Genomic DNA, 17,609 nt, shown 5'->3' with positions numbered 1-17,609 from the left:
TCACTCCTTTCGGCGGAATTTTTTATGTCCTTGACATGTTTGACAAACATCTGGGCTGGCTGATCGACCATAAGCTGGGCAAACGGTCGCAGTTCAGAGGATTTCAGTACAGCGAGATCTTCCGTGCTATGTTCAGCATCTGCTTCTGCGGCGGCTCCTGCATCGAAGACCTCAACACCTTCTTGATGGACACCCTGTGCCAACGGCCCGGCACAAGGGTCCCGAGCCCCGACACCGTGCTGCGCGGCATCAGCGAGCTGGCTACTGACAACATAACATACACCTCGTCCAGGGGCAATGACTATGAGGTGAACACCGCCGACGCTCTCAACGAGCTGCTCGTGGACATGCTCGTGGCCCTGGGGCAGATAGTGCCCGGCGACACGATGGACTTCGACTTCGACCACGAGCTCCTTGAGGCGGGAAAGTACGATGCGCAGTGGACCTACAAGAAGTTCGCCGGCTACAGCCCCGCCGTGGCCATGCTCGGGAGCTACATAATCGGGTTGGAGAACCGTGACGGCAACACCCCGGTCACCTTCATGCAGGAAGAGACGCTGGAGCGCGTCTTCCGCAGGATAATAGCCGCAGGCATAAGGATAGGGCGAGCAAGGATGGACTGCGGCTCGTACACAAGGAAGGTTGTGGAGATGTGCCTGAGATACTGCGACAAGTTTTATATCAGGGCAGAGCACTGCCAGTCTATAACCGGGCTGGTCAACGACCCGCTGCGCACCGACTGGAAGACCGTTGAAATCAACAACGAGCGGTACGAGGTGCGTTCCTTCCCGTTCTACAAGTTTGACGGCATCAGGCACCTGCGTCTCGTCGTGCAGCGCAAGATGCGCAGGCAGGGCGACATCTTCAACGGGATGTATGATTACCGCTGCATCCTCACCAACGACTGGGACATGGAGGACGAGCAGGTCATCGAGTACTACAACCAGCGAGGCGGCAAGGAGCGTGCATTAGACCAGATGAACAACGACTTCGCATGGAAGCACCTGCCCAAGTCGTTCATGAACGAGAATGCCGTGTTCATGCTCATCACCGCCATGTGCCGCAACTTCTACCTGTTTATCATTGACGACCGGGACATGCGGGATTTCGGCATAGGGCCCAACTCCCGCATGAAGCGATTTGTGTTCCGCTTCATCGCCGTACCAGCCAAATGGGTTGTAAGGGCAAGGCAGAACGTGCTCGTGATGCACACGAGACGGCCTTACAGGAAGCTATGGAAAGCCTCAGGCTGACAAATTTGACTTGCTGGTACTTAACACCGCCGTCCGAAAGGATTGGGGAAAGGGGCAGTGTGCCCGCTCGTGACAAAAATACACAGAACTTAGCACGTTGCCACCGATCCGGCCAGGCGATGCCCCTCTAACGCGTGCAAAAACGTTAACAAATTTTATACTGCGGATTTGAGGATATAGAGAAAAGATGTCGGCATACCTATTATCATCAGTCTGCTCATCCATAAATTCATGAATGTCAAAGCCTGGCTTGTGGGATAATGTTTTCAATTTTGTTGTGCGAATCCTTATCTTGCTAGTAATATCTGTAGGTTCTTCAAAAAGAGTTGCATAAAACATTTTTTGTTGTTCCTGCTTTTTGACTCCCCACACCCATGCTTTCATTGCAAGTTCCTGTGCCTCGGGCGACAAACGTTCATAATCAAGGAGTCGAGGATTACGTCTTACACGTCCCACAACCTGTTCATCTAATTGGTTGCTCTGCGTTGGACGCATCTGGTATAACATACAAGCACGAGGAATATCCCACCCCTCGGTAATGACCATCTTGAAGATAATTATATCAATGGTGGATTCTTTGCTTTTTGCGTAATCTTTCCACTTCGAGACAGGCAGTTTCTTTGCCTTAAAAACATCGTTGGTATTGCAATCCTTATGTTTATCAACAATAAGCATCCATTTCAAATCCTTATGTTCAGGCTTATTAAGCACATCATAAATTCGAGCCAAATCATCATTTGCTTTATCCTTGTTTGAAATCTGTATTATCAAGCAGGGATTTACATCAAGCCGATTGCGATATTCCTCTTTTATCTCTTCCAACTTTTCAATGGCTTCTGCAACATCACTGTCCTGCTCATTCCATTCTACTGTCTTGATAAGTCTTGCATTAACAGCTGCTTCTTCTGTAATTTCTACATCGGGAACTTGCCCTCGGGATAGTATAGGCGTAGCAGACATATTGATGGTTTTGGAGAAGTAATCTTTTGAGATTGAATCAAGATTGTTGGTTGCTTGATGGCACTCATCTTTTATCAGATAGACCTGTTTGTTCATGCCATTGCCAAACAAATTGCTTGTGATGGTTTGCAAGAAGTTATCCATTGCTCCTTGCATTAATCGTCCTCCTTTTTTATACAAATCACGTGGCAGAACATAGACATTGTAATCTATTGGCACAAACGGTCCTTCCTCGCCCGACACTTCACTTGATATCAGGTAAGGGCTTAGATGTGAGAACTCTCCATGCTCCTTGCACTCGCAAAACTTGTCATAGTTCTGTTTTGCCAATTCACTTTTTGAGAGTGACGAGACAAGGAAAATCACGTCATTTCTTTCGCTCAATATTCTGTCCATAAAGTCAGCCATCATGTGAGTCTTTCCACTTCCTGTAGGAGACTTGAATGTGATAACATTCTTTCTAGCTATCTTATCAACGAGAGCAGTTACTGCTTCATCGTGTAGTTGAATAACTTCTTGTAGCATAGTAGCAACTCATTATTTCTTCTCAACAAGTTTATCTTGAGTAATCTCAAAGTTTTCACATACCCATCGTATCTTGTCTTCAAGAGTAGTAAACTTCTCATGTCCATAAAGCGTCTCGTCAATCACATCAAAGGGAGTCTTGCCACAAACATGCTCAGCATTCGATACAGAATCTATCTCATATACATCAAGATTGCCACCATAAGGTTGATTGTTTTTCAACCATTTAAAGTCTGATGTTCCATCATAGCACGTTCCAGTCATTACACGTTTAATTCGTTTTGTGGTTACATCGTACGCAATACCATTAGGTGTTTCGTTTGTTATTTCATTGATTTGACATAGAATGAACATCGCTTTGTTTCCTTCTTTATTTCTCTCCAGTATAGCTTGTCCTGTGGTACCACTTCCCGCAAAGAAATCAAGAACAATCGCATCCTCATTTGATAATACAAGATCTATTAAGGCTTTTATTAAAGAGATTGGTTTTGGATTTTTGAAGAATCCATTTGCACCAGGGATGACAGAATTAAGGTCTTTTTTACCTATATTGTTAGAAAAATCATTTTCTACATACATCAAGGATGAATACGCTTGTTGCTTTTTTGTAAAAAATTGCAGTTCTGCCCGACCTATTCTTTTTCGACATTTTTCGTAAGTTTTTGTGTAAATACGATTACCTTTTAGGACGAGCAGTTTATTCTCTGCTGCCCACTGAATATCTGATTCGCTCCAACGCCAAGTCCAATCTTGCTTGGCATGATTGCCGTTGATTCGCTTTTCCCTCTTTTCTCTATCACCACCTGCAACAAAGCATTTTCCCTCATAATTAAGGACATAATCCATAGTCGCAGAATAGGATAACGAATCATAATCTAATGTTTGAGTAACCTTGTACTTACCTCGTGTCTCTACAAATTCATCTTCCAAATTATAACTTGATGTGTCGGTATCCAATAATGCCAGTTGTATTTCCATATTCATACTATAAGCAAGTACATAATCATGATTTTTATATATAGAGGTGGTTGTCTTTCCTCCTTTTATTGTTTGACGTGGTACATTGAAAAGAAATGCGCTTTCCCCGAATACTTCATCTAGTAAACATTTTACGTATGATTGGTTTCTATCATCTATACTACAGAAGATAATACCAGTATTGCTAAGCAGTTGTTTTGCCAACATCAACCTTGGATGTAGCATTGACAAAAGATTATCTCTTGTTATAGCATTATCATAGTTTGTGTTTGCAAACTCACCCATGCTGTCCTTTCCGTATGGTGGATCAATGTAGATAACATCCACTTTTCCACGATATTGGATGAGAAGATTTTGCAAAGCATCGTAGTTGTCACCAATTATCAATTTGTGATGCGGAGAATCCGTACCATCAGTGAAACTTAACTCTTTATTTTTCTTGAAATACTTTATCGTGTTCCCGCGTTGTTTTTCAAGGCGTTTATCATAATGGAGTCCTGTACGTTTGTATGTTGTACCCAACTGAGCAATAGCCATTGCTTCGTCTAATGTATCTGCACCGCGAATAAGTTTTATTAGCAATTCGGCATTCGTCTGCTCAAGTATTTTGTCATCAACACGCCGTTGAATCTCCGCGATAAGCCCTTCGCGAGTTGCTGTAATGCTGTTCTCTGCCATAGTTGTTTTCCTTAGTAGCAATGCCTACTCTTTCAACTATGCGATGAACGGAGTAAAAGAAAGGTGCAGACCTTTCCATTCGCGTTCACGGGAAGCCTGAGAGAGAAACCCGCATGTCATCCAGGATGAAGTCCACACCATTGGCATGAACATCAACTAATGGATGACATTAAAGGGATAATCTTTCTTGTCAGACAATCCTCGTGAACAAATTATTCCGAAATCCTTTCAGGTGAAAAGAAATCAGTTTCTCAGGCTTTTTCTTTTTCTGAACGCGAAATAATAGTCAATGCTGTTTGTTAATATGTTAATATTTAAGTAATTTCTATTTTGTTTCGTTGGCCTTTGAGGTCGGCATAGCCTGGACCTGATGGCGGAACGTGTAATTTTCTTTTATTGTTTAACTAATTTGTTGTTATTTGTAACTAAATTAACTTTATTCCTCCTGCAAATCCTTATATTCGAGGTGACGAGGATTGATAGTACGCGACTTTTCAGCCTCGTATTAGGAGGTCTTGTGTAGAGGTTTTCTTGTTCCCTCACATATTATTTTACTGCAAAATTACTAAATTATTGGCAAAGGAAACATTGATTTAAATAATTTATGGTAGAATTTAACACTAATTGGTGTTTTGATATAGTGAACGTAGCAAATGGAACATAAAAGTATTTACGCTGCCCTCCATTGTGTAGGTGTCTTTCCCGTCATAGCATTGAAGAAGCGGATGAAATGTTGTGAATATTCAAAGCCAAGTCGCTGGCTCACCTGGTTGATTGATAATGTCTCAGATTGGAGAATTTCTTTGGCTTTGGCGAGAATTCTGTCGTTTATAAGGTCTTTGGCAGTTCGGCCTGTTTCGGTCTTTACCAGTGTACCGAAGTAACCAGTAGAGAGACAGCACTTGTCAGCAAAGTAGGCGACCGTGGGTAAGCCCTCATATTCTGCTTTGTTGACAATGTATTCATCGAGAAGGGAAAGGAATTTCTTCACTACGCTGTGATTGATTTCCTCACGTGTGATGAACTGGCGATCGTAGAAACGGAGGCAGTAGTTGAGAAGGAGTTCGATATGGCTTACCACCAGTTCGCGTGTATGCTTGTCGATGGCGTGATGCAACTCCTGCTCTATCATGGCAAGTACACCTTTGAAGATTTCAACCTCTTGTGCTGAAAGATGCAGTGCCTCATTGCTCGTATAGTCAAAAAACTCATAACGACTCATCTGTTTGCCCAATGATGTGCGATTGAGAAGATCGGGATGGAATGCCAAACCAACGTATTTAGCAAACGGAACCTCAGGATTCGGTTCAATAGTCACCACCTGTCCTGGTGCAAAACTGGTTACAGTCATCTCGTCGAAGTCATACTCGGTGCGACCATACGAGAGTTTACATCCTTTGTTCTCCTTCAGATAGAGCGCATAGAAGCCATAGTGCATCATACATTCCTTGATATGCTCCGTGCTCTCAACATGCACAACACTTACAAGAGGATGAAGCGTTTCCATCCCATTATAGTCGTTGAACTGCTGTATTGTGTCTAAATAAATTTTTTGCATTATTTATTTAAAATGTTTTCGGACACAAAGGTATTCACATTATTTACATTTAGGCATACCTGAATTATTGGAGTAATAACCAATTTTTAGGATTATTCAAAAAACCGTTCAATCACAAGCAATGTCATAAAGCCAAGAAGAAGGGCGTAAGTTGCTTGCTTCTGATAACCATGGGCATGAGTTTCGGGAATCATCTCATCACTAGTAACATAGAGCATTGCCCCGCCAGCAAAGCCAAGCATGACGGGCAAGAACATTGTTGATGCTGTCCCCAGTGCGAATCCTAACCACACTCCTACCACTTCAAGAAGTCCTATTGCGATAGATATTGCCAGTGTACGACTACGTGTCACTCCTGCTACAAGCAGCGGAGCAATTATGACCATGCCTTCAGGTATGTTCTGTATTGCAATTCCCAATGACACTGTCCACGATGTTTCACCAGAACTGACATTGCTCATGCTGACACCTGCGGCCATTCCTTCTGGCAATTTGTGAAGCGCAATAGCCAACACAAAAAGGAGTATGTGATTAAGCGATGCATTGTTGCGATGTTCCTCTTCGTCAAGACCTGTAATGTGGTGAAGGTGTGGTGTAACCAAGTCTAGTACATTGAGAAACCATGCTCCTGACATCACTCCTATCACAACCATCCACCAATTAGTACCCCCCGCGCCATCGAAAGCCGGTACAATAAGACCTAACGTGGAAGCAGCAAGCATTATTCCGGCACAGAAGCCAAGCACTGTGTCGTTCCATTTGTGAGGCAGTTCCTTGATACCGAACCCCAGAACTGCTCCTATCAATGTCGCGCCGCATAGTCCTATGGCGCTAATCCATACACTATTCATGTGTTGTATCTTTGCTCTTGTTCAATCTTATGATGTAAACGAGTATTTTAGCGCTACAAAACAGTGATACTCTTTCACTTTTAGCTGAGTCACACAACTCATATCCACAGTATGTAAGCCAGCGATACACAACTGATGGTAACCCAGAGCAGAATGCCTTGTATAAGGGGGCGAATCCCGACGGCTTTAAGCGTCTTACGTGTAAGTCCGGCTCCAATGAAGAAAAGCGATAACGTGATGAGATGCTTAGCAAGCTGGTTGACAGCGCCACTTATTCCGGTACCGATATTTACCACATCATCGCCGAGAAGCGATGAGTTTGACAGCAGATAGGTGTTCACAAGAATGGCAATGACGAACCAGATGATGAAACGAGGAATAGCATGATACCATGCTTTCCCTCCTTTTTCGCTTTCATCGTCGTTTCGCATGATGAAAGGGGTGACAAGCACCAACGCCACAATCCACAGGGCACGGGTAAGCTTGATGGTAGTGGCAACTTCCAGAGCCGAAACTCCCTCGCTCGCCATCATTTCAGGATGCATGGCGTCGTATGCCGAGCCTGCTCCTACAACCGAACTCGTATCATGAATGGCAATAGCTGCCCACATGCCAAAATCCTTCATTGTCATGCCAATTGCATCACCGATGTAAGGAAAGACAAAGAGCGCTACGGCATTCAGCACAAAAACCACTCCAAGGGCCACTGACATCGACTCGGCTTTCGCCTTTATTGCAGGACCTACTGCGGCAATAGCTGAACCTCCGCAGATGGCTGTGCCCGATGAGATAAGATAACTTGTATCTCTATCAACCTTAAGCAGTTTCCTGCCTATCAGCCAACCGATAGCGAGCGTGCCAAACACGCTGACGATCGTAAACAGCATTCCTTCCTTGCCCGATGCAAGAGCCTGATTGACATTCATGCCGAAACCCAGTCCTATGACCGAGTACTGCAACATCTTCTTTGACATCAGCTTAGTGAATTTCTCAAAAGTCGCTCCGAAAGTCAGAGCAAACACAATGCCCAGCAAAAGAGCTACAGGCGATGACACCCAATGTGCCATCCAATCCATTGCACCGAGGTTGACGCTAAATTGTTTTGTAATAAATGCTGCAAGTAAAGAAATGCTCAACGCTGCTACAATAAGGATGTAAATGACTTTTTTATACATATCAATAATTCTCTTTTTTCACTCCTAATTTAGTTTGCATGAGGACAACGTCGTGCTTCGCGGCAAGTCTGGCTTCTCACCTGTTCACTCGTTCCACGTGCTTCACGCCCTTGAGTGCCAAGATCTTCTTCATCAGTTCATCGAGTGCATCATTACTGGGAATACCCACCACAAGGAAACCCTCAAATGTGCCTTGCTGCGACGAGATGGAAATGTTGCGTAGCACTGTGTCGGCGTTCTTGTTGATTACCGAGGTGATATTCGATACAATACCTATGTCATCCTTGCCCACTACCTTTATTGTCACGGCAAACTGGGTTCCCACTTTGCCCGACCATGCGCTCTTTATCAATCGATAAGGATATTTTGCAACTAGATGCTTCAGGTTACCGCATTCAAGTTTGTGAATCTTGATTGCCCCGTCACTAGCGATGAAACCAGCAATCTTGTCGCCCAAGATAGGGTTACAGCACTTTGAAAGCTTGTAATTGATGCCCTTCACGTTATTGCCTATGACTAGGATATCGTCCGACGGGACCTCATCCTTCACAGGCTGAAGCACAAAGCCTTCGGCCGTGCCATGAGGCGCATTAGGATTACCCTCGGTGAGACGTCCCACGAGTTGCTCATATTTCTCGGCAACAGTGTTAACATCAAGATGGCCTTCATTGATGTCAACATAGAAGTCGGTGATTGTCTTGTAGCCTAACTTCTTGGTGAGCTTTGCCATAGTACCCTCGTCAAGGTCTATCTTGCGATTCTTGAAACGACGCTGCACGAGTTCGCGTGCCATGTCGGCCTGACGCACACGGGCTTCGTTAACGGCCTGACGTATCTTGTTGCGGGCCTTGGAGGTCACTGCAATGTTGAGCCAGTCCTGACGCGGGGTCTGTGTTGACATCGTGGTGATTTCAACCGTATCACCGCTTTTGAGTTTGTAATTGATTTTCTGGTTCTTGCCATCTACGCGTCCGCCGGTACACGTGCACCCCACCCTAGTGTGGATGGCAAACGCGAAATCAAGAATGGTCGAGCCCATAGGCAGTTGGAAGAGGTCTCCTTTTGGCGTAAACACAAACACCTCTTTCTCATAGAGGTTCATGTTCATGCCACGCACCAGTTCCATCTGGCCTATACTGCCTGCCTCAAGCACCTCACGCACATTGTTCATCCACGAGTCAAGGTCACCCTCGCTCTTGATGCCCTTGTATTTCCAGTGTGCTGCCAGTCCTCGCTCGGCAATCTCATCCATGCGCTTGGTGCGTATCTGCACCTCAACCCATTTGTCTTCAGGACCTTTTACGGTGATGTGCAGCGATTCATATCCATTACTCTTGGGTATGGTGATCCAGTCCTTGTGTCGTGAAGGATTAGCAGTGTAAATATCTGTGACAATAGAGTAGGCAATCCAGCACTCTTTCTTCTCCTTTTCTCGCTCGGTGTCAATGATGATGCGTATGGCAAACAGGTCATACATGCCGTTAAGGTCCACATCCTTTTTCTTCATCTTGTTCCAGATGGAGTTGATGCTCTTTGTACGGCCCTTGATTTCAAAGTTAAGCCCCGACTCGGCAAGCGCCTTCTTGATGGGATCGATGAAATCCACAACGTAAGCATCACGACGTGCCTTTGTCTCGCTCAATTTTTCAGCAATCTGCGAATATACCTTGCGGTTCAAGTACTTGAGCGACATGTCCTCAAGTTCCGACTTGATCTGATACAGTCCGAGCCTATGGGCAAGAGGAGCATACAGATAACGCGACTCTGCGGCTATGTCATGCACAAATTGTTCGTTGGGATGGTGGTTAATCTCACGCATCAGTCCCAATCGGTCCACAATCATGATGATAATCACGCGTATGTCGTCGGCAAAGGTCAACAGCAGTTTTTGGAAATTCTCATTGCGCACCGCTGCCTGACGTTGATATAGTTGAGACACCTTAATCAGACCTCGGGTAATCTTTGCTACATCCTCGCCAAACTTGGCAACAACTTCTTCCTCTTTAATTGAGTTATTGCGCACAAGATTATACAATAACGTAGCGATAACCATGCTGCGGTCAGGAGCAATGTTATCGGCAACAAGCAATGCCGTGCGCAAGTTGCGCACAGTAGGGTTAATGCCATACTGGTCACGGCTGTAATGATTGGCAAGAATACCTTGTTTGATTATCGCATGAACATGATTCACATCACCATTGTTCAAGGATTCGTTCAGCTTACCAATAAGCGATTTAACCATAGTTCTTACAAGAACTTTCTCGTCGTCGTAGAAATAACTCTGTTCCATAATCAATGTCTCCATTGTTAAAAAAGATTACAAAATTATTTTTTTATGCTCAATTACGCAAACAATTCGACCTAAAATCACTAACTTTGACAATTATTGGAAAAATTAAACACAAAATAATATGCTTAAAGAATCAGACCTTCAGCTTATCGAACAAAAAGGGATCACGCCCGACATGATCACTACTCAACTCAATAACTTCAACAACGGCTTCCCGTTCTTGAAGATTGAGTCGGTTGCCACTGTGGGCAACGGTATTGTTGCAATCAACGACCAAATGGCTTCACAATGCATCGCTCGCTGGAATGACTATAAGGCCGCAGGCGGAACAGTAGAGAAATTCGTTCCCGCTAGCGGTGCTGCCAGCCGCATGTTCAAGAACATTTTCGCCATCGTGACCGCCGACAAGGCTACCCCCGAGACCGACTTCGAGAAAGACTTCTTCGGCAATATCTCTAAATTTGCATTCTACCCATTGCTCAACAAAGCATGCGTGGAGATGTACCAGAAGAATGTGACCGAACTCATCGAGGAAGGACACTGCGCCCAAGTGGCTAATGCACTGCTCGACGCCAAAGGACTCAACTATGGAGCATTGCCCAAGGGATTGCTCAAATTCCACCGCGCAGCTGCAGGAACGGTTCACACTCCGGTCGAAGAACACCTCGAAGAAGGTGCACAGTATGCAGCCGACAAGGATCGCAACGTGAACCTACACTTCACCGTGTCGCCCGAGCACCGCAAGGAATTTAACAAGATTCTCGACGAGAAAGTTCCTCTCATGGAGAAAGTGTGGGGCGTCAATTACAACGTCACAATGTCAGAGCAAAAGGCCTCGACCGACACCATCGCTGTCAACGCCGACAACTCCCCCTACCGCGATGCAAAGGGGCATTTGCTTTTCCGTCCTGCCGGACATGGCGCTCTCATTGAGAACCTCAACGAGCGCGAAGCCCAAGTGATTTTTGTCAAGAACATCGACAACGTAGTGCCGGCACGCATAAGGCACACCACACTGCGTTACAAGAAGGTCATAGCTGGCTATCTTGTCGGGCTCCAGCAGCAAGTTGCCCAGTACCTCACAATGCTCGACGAGGGCAACGCCCCTCTCGCTGAAATTCTGGAATTTGTCGAAAACAGCCTTTTCACCCACAACCCTGCTGCGGCAAGCATGGACGAGGCAACGCTGGCACAATACTTGCGCAACAAACTTAACCGTCCCCTACGCGTGTGTGGCATGGTACGCAACGAGGGAGAACCTGGCGGTGGTCCATATTTGACTTACAACGCCGACGGCAGCTACTCTCCGCAGATCCTCGAAGCTGCGCAGATCGACGCTTCCAACCCCGAGGCAGTGCAACTCATGAAGAGCGGCACACACTTCAATCCCGTTGACCTTGTGTGCTACATTAAGGACTACAAGGGCAACAAGTTCAACCTCAAAGACTTTGTTGACTACACCACAGGCCTCATCAGCGAGAAGTCTAAAGACGGAGTAGCTATCAAAGCTCTTGAATTGCCAGGATTGTGGAATGGCTCAATGAGTGACTGGAACACCGTCTTCGTTGAGGTTCCCATCGAAACATTCAACCCCGTCAAGACCGTTAATGACCTGCTGCGACCCCAGCATCAATAATTTAACTTATGAAAAAAAGAATTTCTATACTGCTTGCAACACTTGCGCTCATGGCAAGTTGCAACGCAAAAGAGACCGTCAAGCAAAGCACAAGCGAGACAACAAAGGCTGTAGTTGAAATCAACCAGCAAGAATTTGCCGAGAAGATTTCTGACTACACCACAGGCACTTGGCAGATGAAGAACGACAAACCCGTAGTCGTTGACTTCAACGCCACCTGGTGCGGCCCCTGCCGTCGCCTTGCCCCAGTCCTAGAAGAACTGGCTGTAGAATACAAGGGCAAAGTTGAGTTCTACAGCATCGATGTAGACAAAAACAAACCGCTGGCACAGGCGTTCCAGGTGCGTAGCATCCCCATGCTGCTGCTTTGCCCTGTTGAGGGTGAGCCTCAGGCAATCGTGGGTCTATACCCCAAGGAAGAGATTGTCAAAGCAATAGAATACATGCTCTTGAAGCAAGAATAGACTGAATCATTGGTATGAAAAAATTGATGATATGTGTGGTTGTATCCATTGCAGCTTGTGTAATGGGGGCAAGCAACATGGCTGCACAGCCGCAAAACAGTGAGCTAGATGTAATGACTCCATCCGACTCGGTGAGCATGCTCTTGGGGGCGGCCATGGCTAATGCCGTGCCTGCCGACGGCAATGACTTCGACTTCGAAAAGTTTGCCAAGGGATTTGAAACAAGCACGTTAACTGCAAAGATGTCGCAAGATTCAAGCTTTATGGCAGGCGCTATTATTGCAGTAAAGCTAATGGCATATTTTTCCGAAAAAATTGACATGAATGAAAAAGTGTTCTTGAATGCATTTAAGAAAGGGCTAGATGCAAATCGCATGTCACCCAAAGAAGCACAAGAACTATCAGAGAGTCAGTGGAATCAAGCTATAGAAATTACCGAGCGCATGCAGATGCAGGCTTTGCTGGACCGTGCTTCTACACCCGAAGCTCTTGCTGCGAAGAAAAATGGCGAAGCTTTTATCGCCAAGATGAAACGCACCAAGAAGTATAAAACCACTCCCAGCGGACTCATGTATCGCGTGCTCACTCCCGGCAAGGGACAATGCTTTGGCACCGAGGACTGGATTAAGTTAAAATATGTGGGCAAACTGGTCGACGGCACAGTCGTAGAGAATAGTAATGGCGAAACACACAAGCGCATCCTAGGAGTAACTCCCGGATGCGGCGAGATGTTGAGCCTCATGAAACCTGGCATGAAGGTAGAGGCAATCATTCCAGCAGCGTTAGCTTACGACATCTACGGCAACCCCGACCGAGGTATAGGTCCCAACGAAACACTTATCTTCGAGATTGAGACAATAGATGTTGATCCTTCCTACGAAGAAGAAACAGAAGAAGACGATATTAACTCCGACGAATCAGAAGAGTAAAAGTTTGAGCAACCCAACTTTCGCTGTAAATTATAATTTTGTATAACTCAACTTTAGCATTTGATAATAAATATTGCTAATTTATTGTCCAGCAGGACAATACCTGAATAACCCCCACCGCCGAACGAAGTGGCGGTGGGGGTATAGTATCAACAAACAGATGCGTCCAGTAGGACGCTAATCGGAGCAAACAGGTGAAATTCAGATTGTTCCATATGCTATAGTTGTTGAGTGTATAAAAATATTCATCGCGCCGACAGGTGCGTGGTCGCACAAGGTGCGACTATCGATAACCGGGGGTGAAGTGAGCGAAGCGAACGTAACCCCCGGATAATAAAACCCAAGGGAATGCGTGCTGAAAGTACGCGACTTACATGCGATAAGCATTTTTACATAATGCAAAATCCTTGATTTTTAGAAAATAAACACCGAATCATTTGGTACAATGAACTATTTTTACTAACTTTGCAACGCTTTTTGAAGCAAATTTTACTAATTTATTAATTTTAAACGTTTTATGAATCATTACGAAACCGTTTTCATTTTAACTCCCGTTTTGTCTGATGTTCAGATGAAGGAAGCGGTAGAAAAATTCAAAACAGTGCTCACCGACAATGGTGCTGCTATTGTTAATGAAGAGAACTGGGGTCTGCGCAAGCTCGCTTATCCCATCGACAAAAAAACTACCGGTTTTTACACTCTCATTGAGTTCGATGCTGAGCCCACTATCGTAGCTAAGCTTGAAACAGCTTATCGCCGCGACGAGAAAGTTATCCGTTTCCTTACTTTCCGCAACAACAAGTTTGCTGCCGAGTATGCTGCTAAGCGCCGCAGCCTCAAGAAGGCCGCTAAGGAAGCCGCTGCCGAAGCTCCCGCTGCTGAGGAAGCACAAACAGAAACTAACGCTTAATTATTAAGGAGAAACAATTATGGCACAAGCACAAAGTGAAATCCGCTATTTGACTCCGCTTTCAGTGGACAACAAGAAGAAGAAATATTGCCGTTTCAAGAGAAGCGGTATCAAGTATATCGACTACAAGGATCCCGAGTTCCTCAAGAAGTTCCTCAACGAGCAGGGTAAGATTCTGCCCCGCCGCATCACTGGCACTTCTCTCAAGTTCCAGCGCCGTGTAGCTCGCGCCGTTAAGCGCGCTCGCCACCTGGCTTTACTCCCCTTCGTAACCGACTTGATGAAATAATATTTAACTGGAGAATTAAGATTTATGAAAATTATATTGAAAGAAGACGTTGCTAACCTTGGATACAAGGACGACGTTGTTGAAGTAAAGAACGGTTACGGCCGCAATTACCTCATCCCCACTGGCAAGGCTCAACTCGCTACCCCCGCTGCACTGAAGGTTCTCGCTGAGAATCTCCGTCAACGCGCTCACAAGATCGCTAAGATCAAAGCTGACGCTGAGGCTGTAGCTGAAACTCTGAAGGACGTTCAACTCACTATCGCTGCCAAGGTTAGTGAGACTGGCACTATCTTCGGTTCTGTAGGTAGCATCCAAATTGCTGAGGCTCTTGAGAAACTCGGTAAGGAAGTTGACCGCAAGCTCATCTCTGTTGACGCTGTTAAGCAGGTAGGTCAATACACAGCTACTGTTAAGCTCCACAAGGAAGTTTCTGTTGAAATTCCCTTCGAGGTTGTTGCTGAGACTGCCGAGGCCGCTGAGTAATCAATCCACACAATACAACACAAGGCATCAGAACACAATCTGGTGCCTTGTTTCTATTTATACCCACCATTACCTAAGCGGTGGTAGTATTCAAATATTGTACCGCCAAACAACAAATTAGCAACAATTATTTAAATGTGCTAAAGTCGAAAAAAAATTTTATTGCTGTCTGGTAAAAAAATCATTTTCTTTTTTATTCTATACTAAGCCACGGTTATGCCAAAGTGTCGTAACTAGCAGTGTTTTTGGGGAAGTTAGAACAACTCTCGCAATTTTAACCGGACAAAAATAAAAAAATTTCAATCTGCGCGATCTGTGTGAGATAAACCCTATGGTGTATAGTTACCCTATAAGACAACTACTCAGCAATGGGTAAAATCAGGCAGATTACCTCATTGCTGAGTAGAGCTATATAAGTATTTATTTACTTGATGATGCCATCACGACGCATGAGAGCGTCAATCTTGGGCTCGCGACCACGGAATTCCTTGAAGAGTTCCATGGGCTCAACGGTACCACCAGCCTGAAGCATTTTCTTGAATGCCTTAGCAGTTTCAGCATTGAAAATACCATCTTCCTTAAACTTACCAAATGCGTCGGCGTCTAATACCTCGGCCCACTTGTAACCATAGTAGCCAGCAGCATAACCACCAGAGAAGATGTGACCAAACTGGGGTGACATAGCACAACCCTCAACAGGATCAAACACTTTAACCGGAGCCATTGCCTCTTGTTCAAACTTCATCACGTCGCCATCAAAGGGAGTTTCCAGAGTATACCATGCCATGTCAAGGAAACCAAAGCTAAGCTGACGCATACAAGCATAAGCAGCAGCATATTGTGATGATGCTATAACCTTATCAACAAGCTCTTGGGGTATCTTCTCACCTGTCTCATAATGCTTTGCAAAACCATCAAGCACTTCACGCTCGCTATAGAAATTCTCATTGAACTGAGAGAACAGCTCAACGAAGTCGTGGCGCACATTAGTACCGGTGATTGATGAGTATTTGCCCTTGGCAAGAAGGCCGTGGAGACCATGGCCAAACTCGTGAGCAAAAGTCTCAACTTCATAGAAAGTAAGCAGAGAGGGCTTTGATTCGGTAGGCTTAGTGAAGTTCATCACAAGAGTAACAAGAGGACGCACTTCGTTGCCATTCTCATCTACACTCTCCTCGCGGAAGTTGGTCATCCACGCACCAGCACGTTTAGTCTCGCGTGGGAAGAAGTCGGTATATAGCATACCCACAAAGTTGCCGTCGTTATCGGTCACGTCATAGGCTTTAACATCAGGGTGATAGACTTGAGCATCGTGGTTCTCAGTGAAATTGATGCCATACATCTTGCTCGCAAGGCCAAATATTCCCGCTGTTACATTACTTAGTTCAAAGTAAGGACGCAGGAGTTCGTCGTTTACGCTATACTTTGCATTTTTCTCCTTGTCGGCATAATAAGAATAATCCCAAGGCATGATAGTAATCTTCTTGCCCTCCATCTTAGAAGCGAACTCCTCAAGGCGCTTCATGTCGGCACGCTGCACGGGAGCATAAGCCTTGCGCAGTTGGTTGAGCATGTCATATACGTGCTTAGTATCACCCGCCATCTTGCTTGACAAATTGTAGTCGGCAAATGTTTTATAGCCCAAAACCTGGGCAAGAGCCATGCGGGTATTTACTATATCCTTCACGATCTGTATATTACTAAATTCACCATCGGTACACTGGCTATTATACATTTTATAAAGTTTCTCACGGAGATCGCGACGAGAAGAATATTTCATAAAGGGACTGTAGCTGGGCTGATTCATCGTAAAGAGATACTCACCCTCACGTCCCTTAGCCTTTGCATCGGCAGCAGCAGCCTCAATAGTGCTCTCGGGAAGGCCAGTAAGGTCATCCTTGGTCAGCCACAACTGAAAGCGCGTCTTGTCCTTAAGACAATTTTGAGAAAACTTCAATGTGAGTTCTGTAAGTTTCTTGCTAAGCTCCTTGTACTTGTCGCGGCTTGCGCCCTCAAGATTGGCACCACTGCGAATGAAAGACTCACGAGTCTTCTTGAGGAGCATATAGTCCTCTTCGGTATACTTGCTTTTGTCAAAGCCATCGTAAACAGCCTCTACACGCTTCCACAGTTTTTCGTTAAGAGTAACACTATTGCTGTGTTCGTCAAGGATAGGAGAAACACGCATTGAGACGTCCATGAGAGCGTCATCACACTCGGCCGACAGCATAGCATAGAACACACCAAGCACGCGATTAAGGGTTTTGCCAGAGCGTTCCATCTTTAAAATGGTATTCTCAAATGTAGCAGGCTCGGGATTATTGGCGATAGCTTCAATCTCGGCCTTATGTTCCTGAATACCTTGCATTATTGCAGGCTCATAGTCAGATGTGCTAATTCTATCAAAAGGAATAGCACCATGAGTGGTCTTGAAATCACTCAAAAACACATTGTCAGCCTTCATTTGAATTGAAAACAAAACTAAAGTTACTAATAAAATTTTCTTAATCATTGGAATTATATGTTTTAAATTTCTAATTACACAGTTAAATCTATATGCAAATGTACAAAATATTTATGAAAACCACACTACAATCTATACAATGACCCATAAATATATTTACTGCTAA

The 17,609-nt window shown here is 45.0% G+C and carries 14 protein-coding genes; 7 read left to right on the top strand and 7 right to left on the bottom strand.

What is annotated here, in order from left to right:
- Nucleotides 1-1,253 (top strand): IS1380 family transposase (locus ACKI3C_RS05950; RefSeq protein WP_407403038.1); only part of this gene is annotated, 1,253 nt, incomplete at its 5' end.
- Here ACKI3C_RS05950 and ACKI3C_RS05945 read toward each other — a convergent pair.
- From ACKI3C_RS05945 to ACKI3C_RS05920, 6 genes are all read right to left on the bottom strand, one after another.
- A complete protein-coding gene (locus ACKI3C_RS05945) occupies nucleotides 1,245-2,738 on the bottom strand; it encodes a DEAD/DEAH box helicase (protein WP_407403036.1) in 1,494 nt (497 codons plus the stop codon). The genes ACKI3C_RS05950 and ACKI3C_RS05945 overlap by 9 nt on opposite strands.
- Nucleotides 2,739-2,750: 12 nt before the next feature.
- Nucleotides 2,751-4,394 (bottom strand): site-specific DNA-methyltransferase, encoded by a 1,644-nt coding sequence (locus tag ACKI3C_RS05940; protein ID WP_407403034.1) that lies wholly within the window; start codon nucleotides 4,392-4,394, stop codon nucleotides 2,751-2,753.
- A gap of 670 nt (nucleotides 4,395-5,064) precedes the next feature.
- The gene (locus ACKI3C_RS05935; protein ID WP_407403032.1) at nucleotides 5,065-5,952 is read right to left on the bottom strand and encodes a helix-turn-helix domain-containing protein; all 888 of its coding nucleotides are present in this window, start codon (nucleotides 5,950-5,952) and stop codon (nucleotides 5,065-5,067) included.
- A 92-nt stretch (nucleotides 5,953-6,044) separates the two neighbouring features.
- On the bottom strand, nucleotides 6,045-6,803 hold the full coding sequence (locus ACKI3C_RS05930) for a ZIP family metal transporter (RefSeq protein ID WP_407403030.1): 759 nt from the start codon (nucleotides 6,801-6,803) through the stop codon (nucleotides 6,045-6,047).
- 98 nt (nucleotides 6,804-6,901) lie between these two features.
- Nucleotides 6,902-7,978 (bottom strand): YeiH family protein, encoded by a 1,077-nt coding sequence (locus ACKI3C_RS05925; RefSeq protein WP_407403028.1) that lies wholly within the window; start codon nucleotides 7,976-7,978, stop codon nucleotides 6,902-6,904.
- Between the two features lie 76 nt (nucleotides 7,979-8,054).
- Nucleotides 8,055-10,283, bottom strand: a complete 2,229-nt coding sequence (locus ACKI3C_RS05920; protein ID WP_407403026.1) for a RelA/SpoT family protein — start codon at nucleotides 10,281-10,283, stop codon at nucleotides 8,055-8,057.
- A 106-nt stretch (nucleotides 10,284-10,389) separates the two neighbouring features.
- Here ACKI3C_RS05920 and ACKI3C_RS05915 point away from each other — a divergent pair, with 106 nt between their 5' ends.
- From ACKI3C_RS05915 to rplI, 6 genes are all read left to right on the top strand, one after another.
- Nucleotides 10,390-11,904 carry a DUF4301 family protein gene (locus ACKI3C_RS05915; RefSeq protein ID WP_407403024.1) on the top strand — a complete coding sequence of 505 codons (1,515 nt, stop codon included), beginning with the start codon at nucleotides 10,390-10,392 and terminating at the stop codon, nucleotides 11,902-11,904.
- Between the two features lie 8 nt (nucleotides 11,905-11,912).
- The gene (trxA, locus tag ACKI3C_RS05910; RefSeq protein ID WP_407403022.1) at nucleotides 11,913-12,368 is read left to right on the top strand and encodes a thioredoxin; all 456 of its coding nucleotides are present in this window, start codon (nucleotides 11,913-11,915) and stop codon (nucleotides 12,366-12,368) included.
- 14 nt (nucleotides 12,369-12,382) lie between these two features.
- Entirely contained in the window at nucleotides 12,383-13,297 is a 915-nt protein-coding gene (locus ACKI3C_RS05905; protein WP_407403020.1) for an FKBP-type peptidyl-prolyl cis-trans isomerase N-terminal domain-containing protein, read from the top strand.
- A gap of 517 nt (nucleotides 13,298-13,814) precedes the next feature.
- On the top strand, nucleotides 13,815-14,207 hold the full coding sequence (rpsF, locus tag ACKI3C_RS05900; RefSeq protein ID WP_407403018.1) for a 30S ribosomal protein S6: 393 nt from the start codon (nucleotides 13,815-13,817) through the stop codon (nucleotides 14,205-14,207).
- Nucleotides 14,208-14,226: 19 nt separating this feature from the next.
- Nucleotides 14,227-14,496 (top strand): 30S ribosomal protein S18, encoded by a 270-nt coding sequence (rpsR, locus tag ACKI3C_RS05895; protein ID WP_407403016.1) that lies wholly within the window; start codon nucleotides 14,227-14,229, stop codon nucleotides 14,494-14,496.
- 24 nt (nucleotides 14,497-14,520) lie between these two features.
- A complete protein-coding gene (gene rplI / locus ACKI3C_RS05890) occupies nucleotides 14,521-14,979 on the top strand; it encodes a 50S ribosomal protein L9 (protein ID WP_407403014.1) in 459 nt (152 codons plus the stop codon).
- 424 nt (nucleotides 14,980-15,403) lie between these two features.
- Here the strand turns inward: rplI and ACKI3C_RS05885 are convergent, their stop codons facing one another.
- Nucleotides 15,404-17,443 carry a M3 family metallopeptidase gene (locus ACKI3C_RS05885; RefSeq protein WP_407403012.1) on the bottom strand — a complete coding sequence of 680 codons (2,040 nt, stop codon included), beginning with the start codon at nucleotides 17,441-17,443 and terminating at the stop codon, nucleotides 15,404-15,406.
- Nucleotides 17,444-17,609: the final 166 nt, after the last annotated feature.

This window comes from Sodaliphilus sp. (assembly GCF_045598405.1).
GTDB lineage: Bacteria > Bacteroidota > Bacteroidia > Bacteroidales > Muribaculaceae > Sodaliphilus > Sodaliphilus limicaballi.
Note: the sequence above shows the minus strand (reverse complement) of the source record. Positions and strands in the feature narration are given on the sequence as shown.

What these genes read in the sequence shown, in the direction of transcription:
- ACKI3C_RS05920 (WP_407403026.1), bottom strand. Translation starts at nt 10,283, where the DNA reads ATGGAGACATTGATTATGGAACAGAGTTATTTCTACGACGACGAGAAA.
- ACKI3C_RS05930 (WP_407403030.1), bottom strand. Translation starts at nt 6,803, where the DNA reads ATGAATAGTGTATGGATTAGCGCCATAGGACTATGCGGCGCGACATTG.
- trxA (WP_407403022.1), top strand. Translation starts at nt 11,913, where the DNA reads ATGAAAAAAAGAATTTCTATACTGCTTGCAACACTTGCGCTCATGGCA.
- ACKI3C_RS05935 (WP_407403032.1), bottom strand. Translation starts at nt 5,952, where the DNA reads ATGCAAAAAATTTATTTAGACACAATACAGCAGTTCAACGACTATAAT.
- ACKI3C_RS05940 (WP_407403034.1), bottom strand. Translation starts at nt 4,394, where the DNA reads ATGGCAGAGAACAGCATTACAGCAACTCGCGAAGGGCTTATCGCGGAG.
- rpsF (WP_407403018.1), top strand. Translation starts at nt 13,815, where the DNA reads ATGAATCATTACGAAACCGTTTTCATTTTAACTCCCGTTTTGTCTGAT.
- ACKI3C_RS05915 (WP_407403024.1), top strand. Translation starts at nt 10,390, where the DNA reads ATGCTTAAAGAATCAGACCTTCAGCTTATCGAACAAAAAGGGATCACG.
- ACKI3C_RS05905 (WP_407403020.1), top strand. Translation starts at nt 12,383, where the DNA reads ATGAAAAAATTGATGATATGTGTGGTTGTATCCATTGCAGCTTGTGTA.
- ACKI3C_RS05885 (WP_407403012.1), bottom strand. Translation starts at nt 17,443, where the DNA reads ATGAAGGCTGACAATGTGTTTTTGAGTGATTTCAAGACCACTCATGGT.
- rplI (WP_407403014.1), top strand. Translation starts at nt 14,521, where the DNA reads ATGAAAATTATATTGAAAGAAGACGTTGCTAACCTTGGATACAAGGAC.
- rpsR (WP_407403016.1), top strand. Translation starts at nt 14,227, where the DNA reads ATGGCACAAGCACAAAGTGAAATCCGCTATTTGACTCCGCTTTCAGTG.
- ACKI3C_RS05925 (WP_407403028.1), bottom strand. Translation starts at nt 7,978, where the DNA reads ATGTATAAAAAAGTCATTTACATCCTTATTGTAGCAGCGTTGAGCATT.
- ACKI3C_RS05945 (WP_407403036.1), bottom strand. Translation starts at nt 2,738, where the DNA reads ATGCTACAAGAAGTTATTCAACTACACGATGAAGCAGTAACTGCTCTC.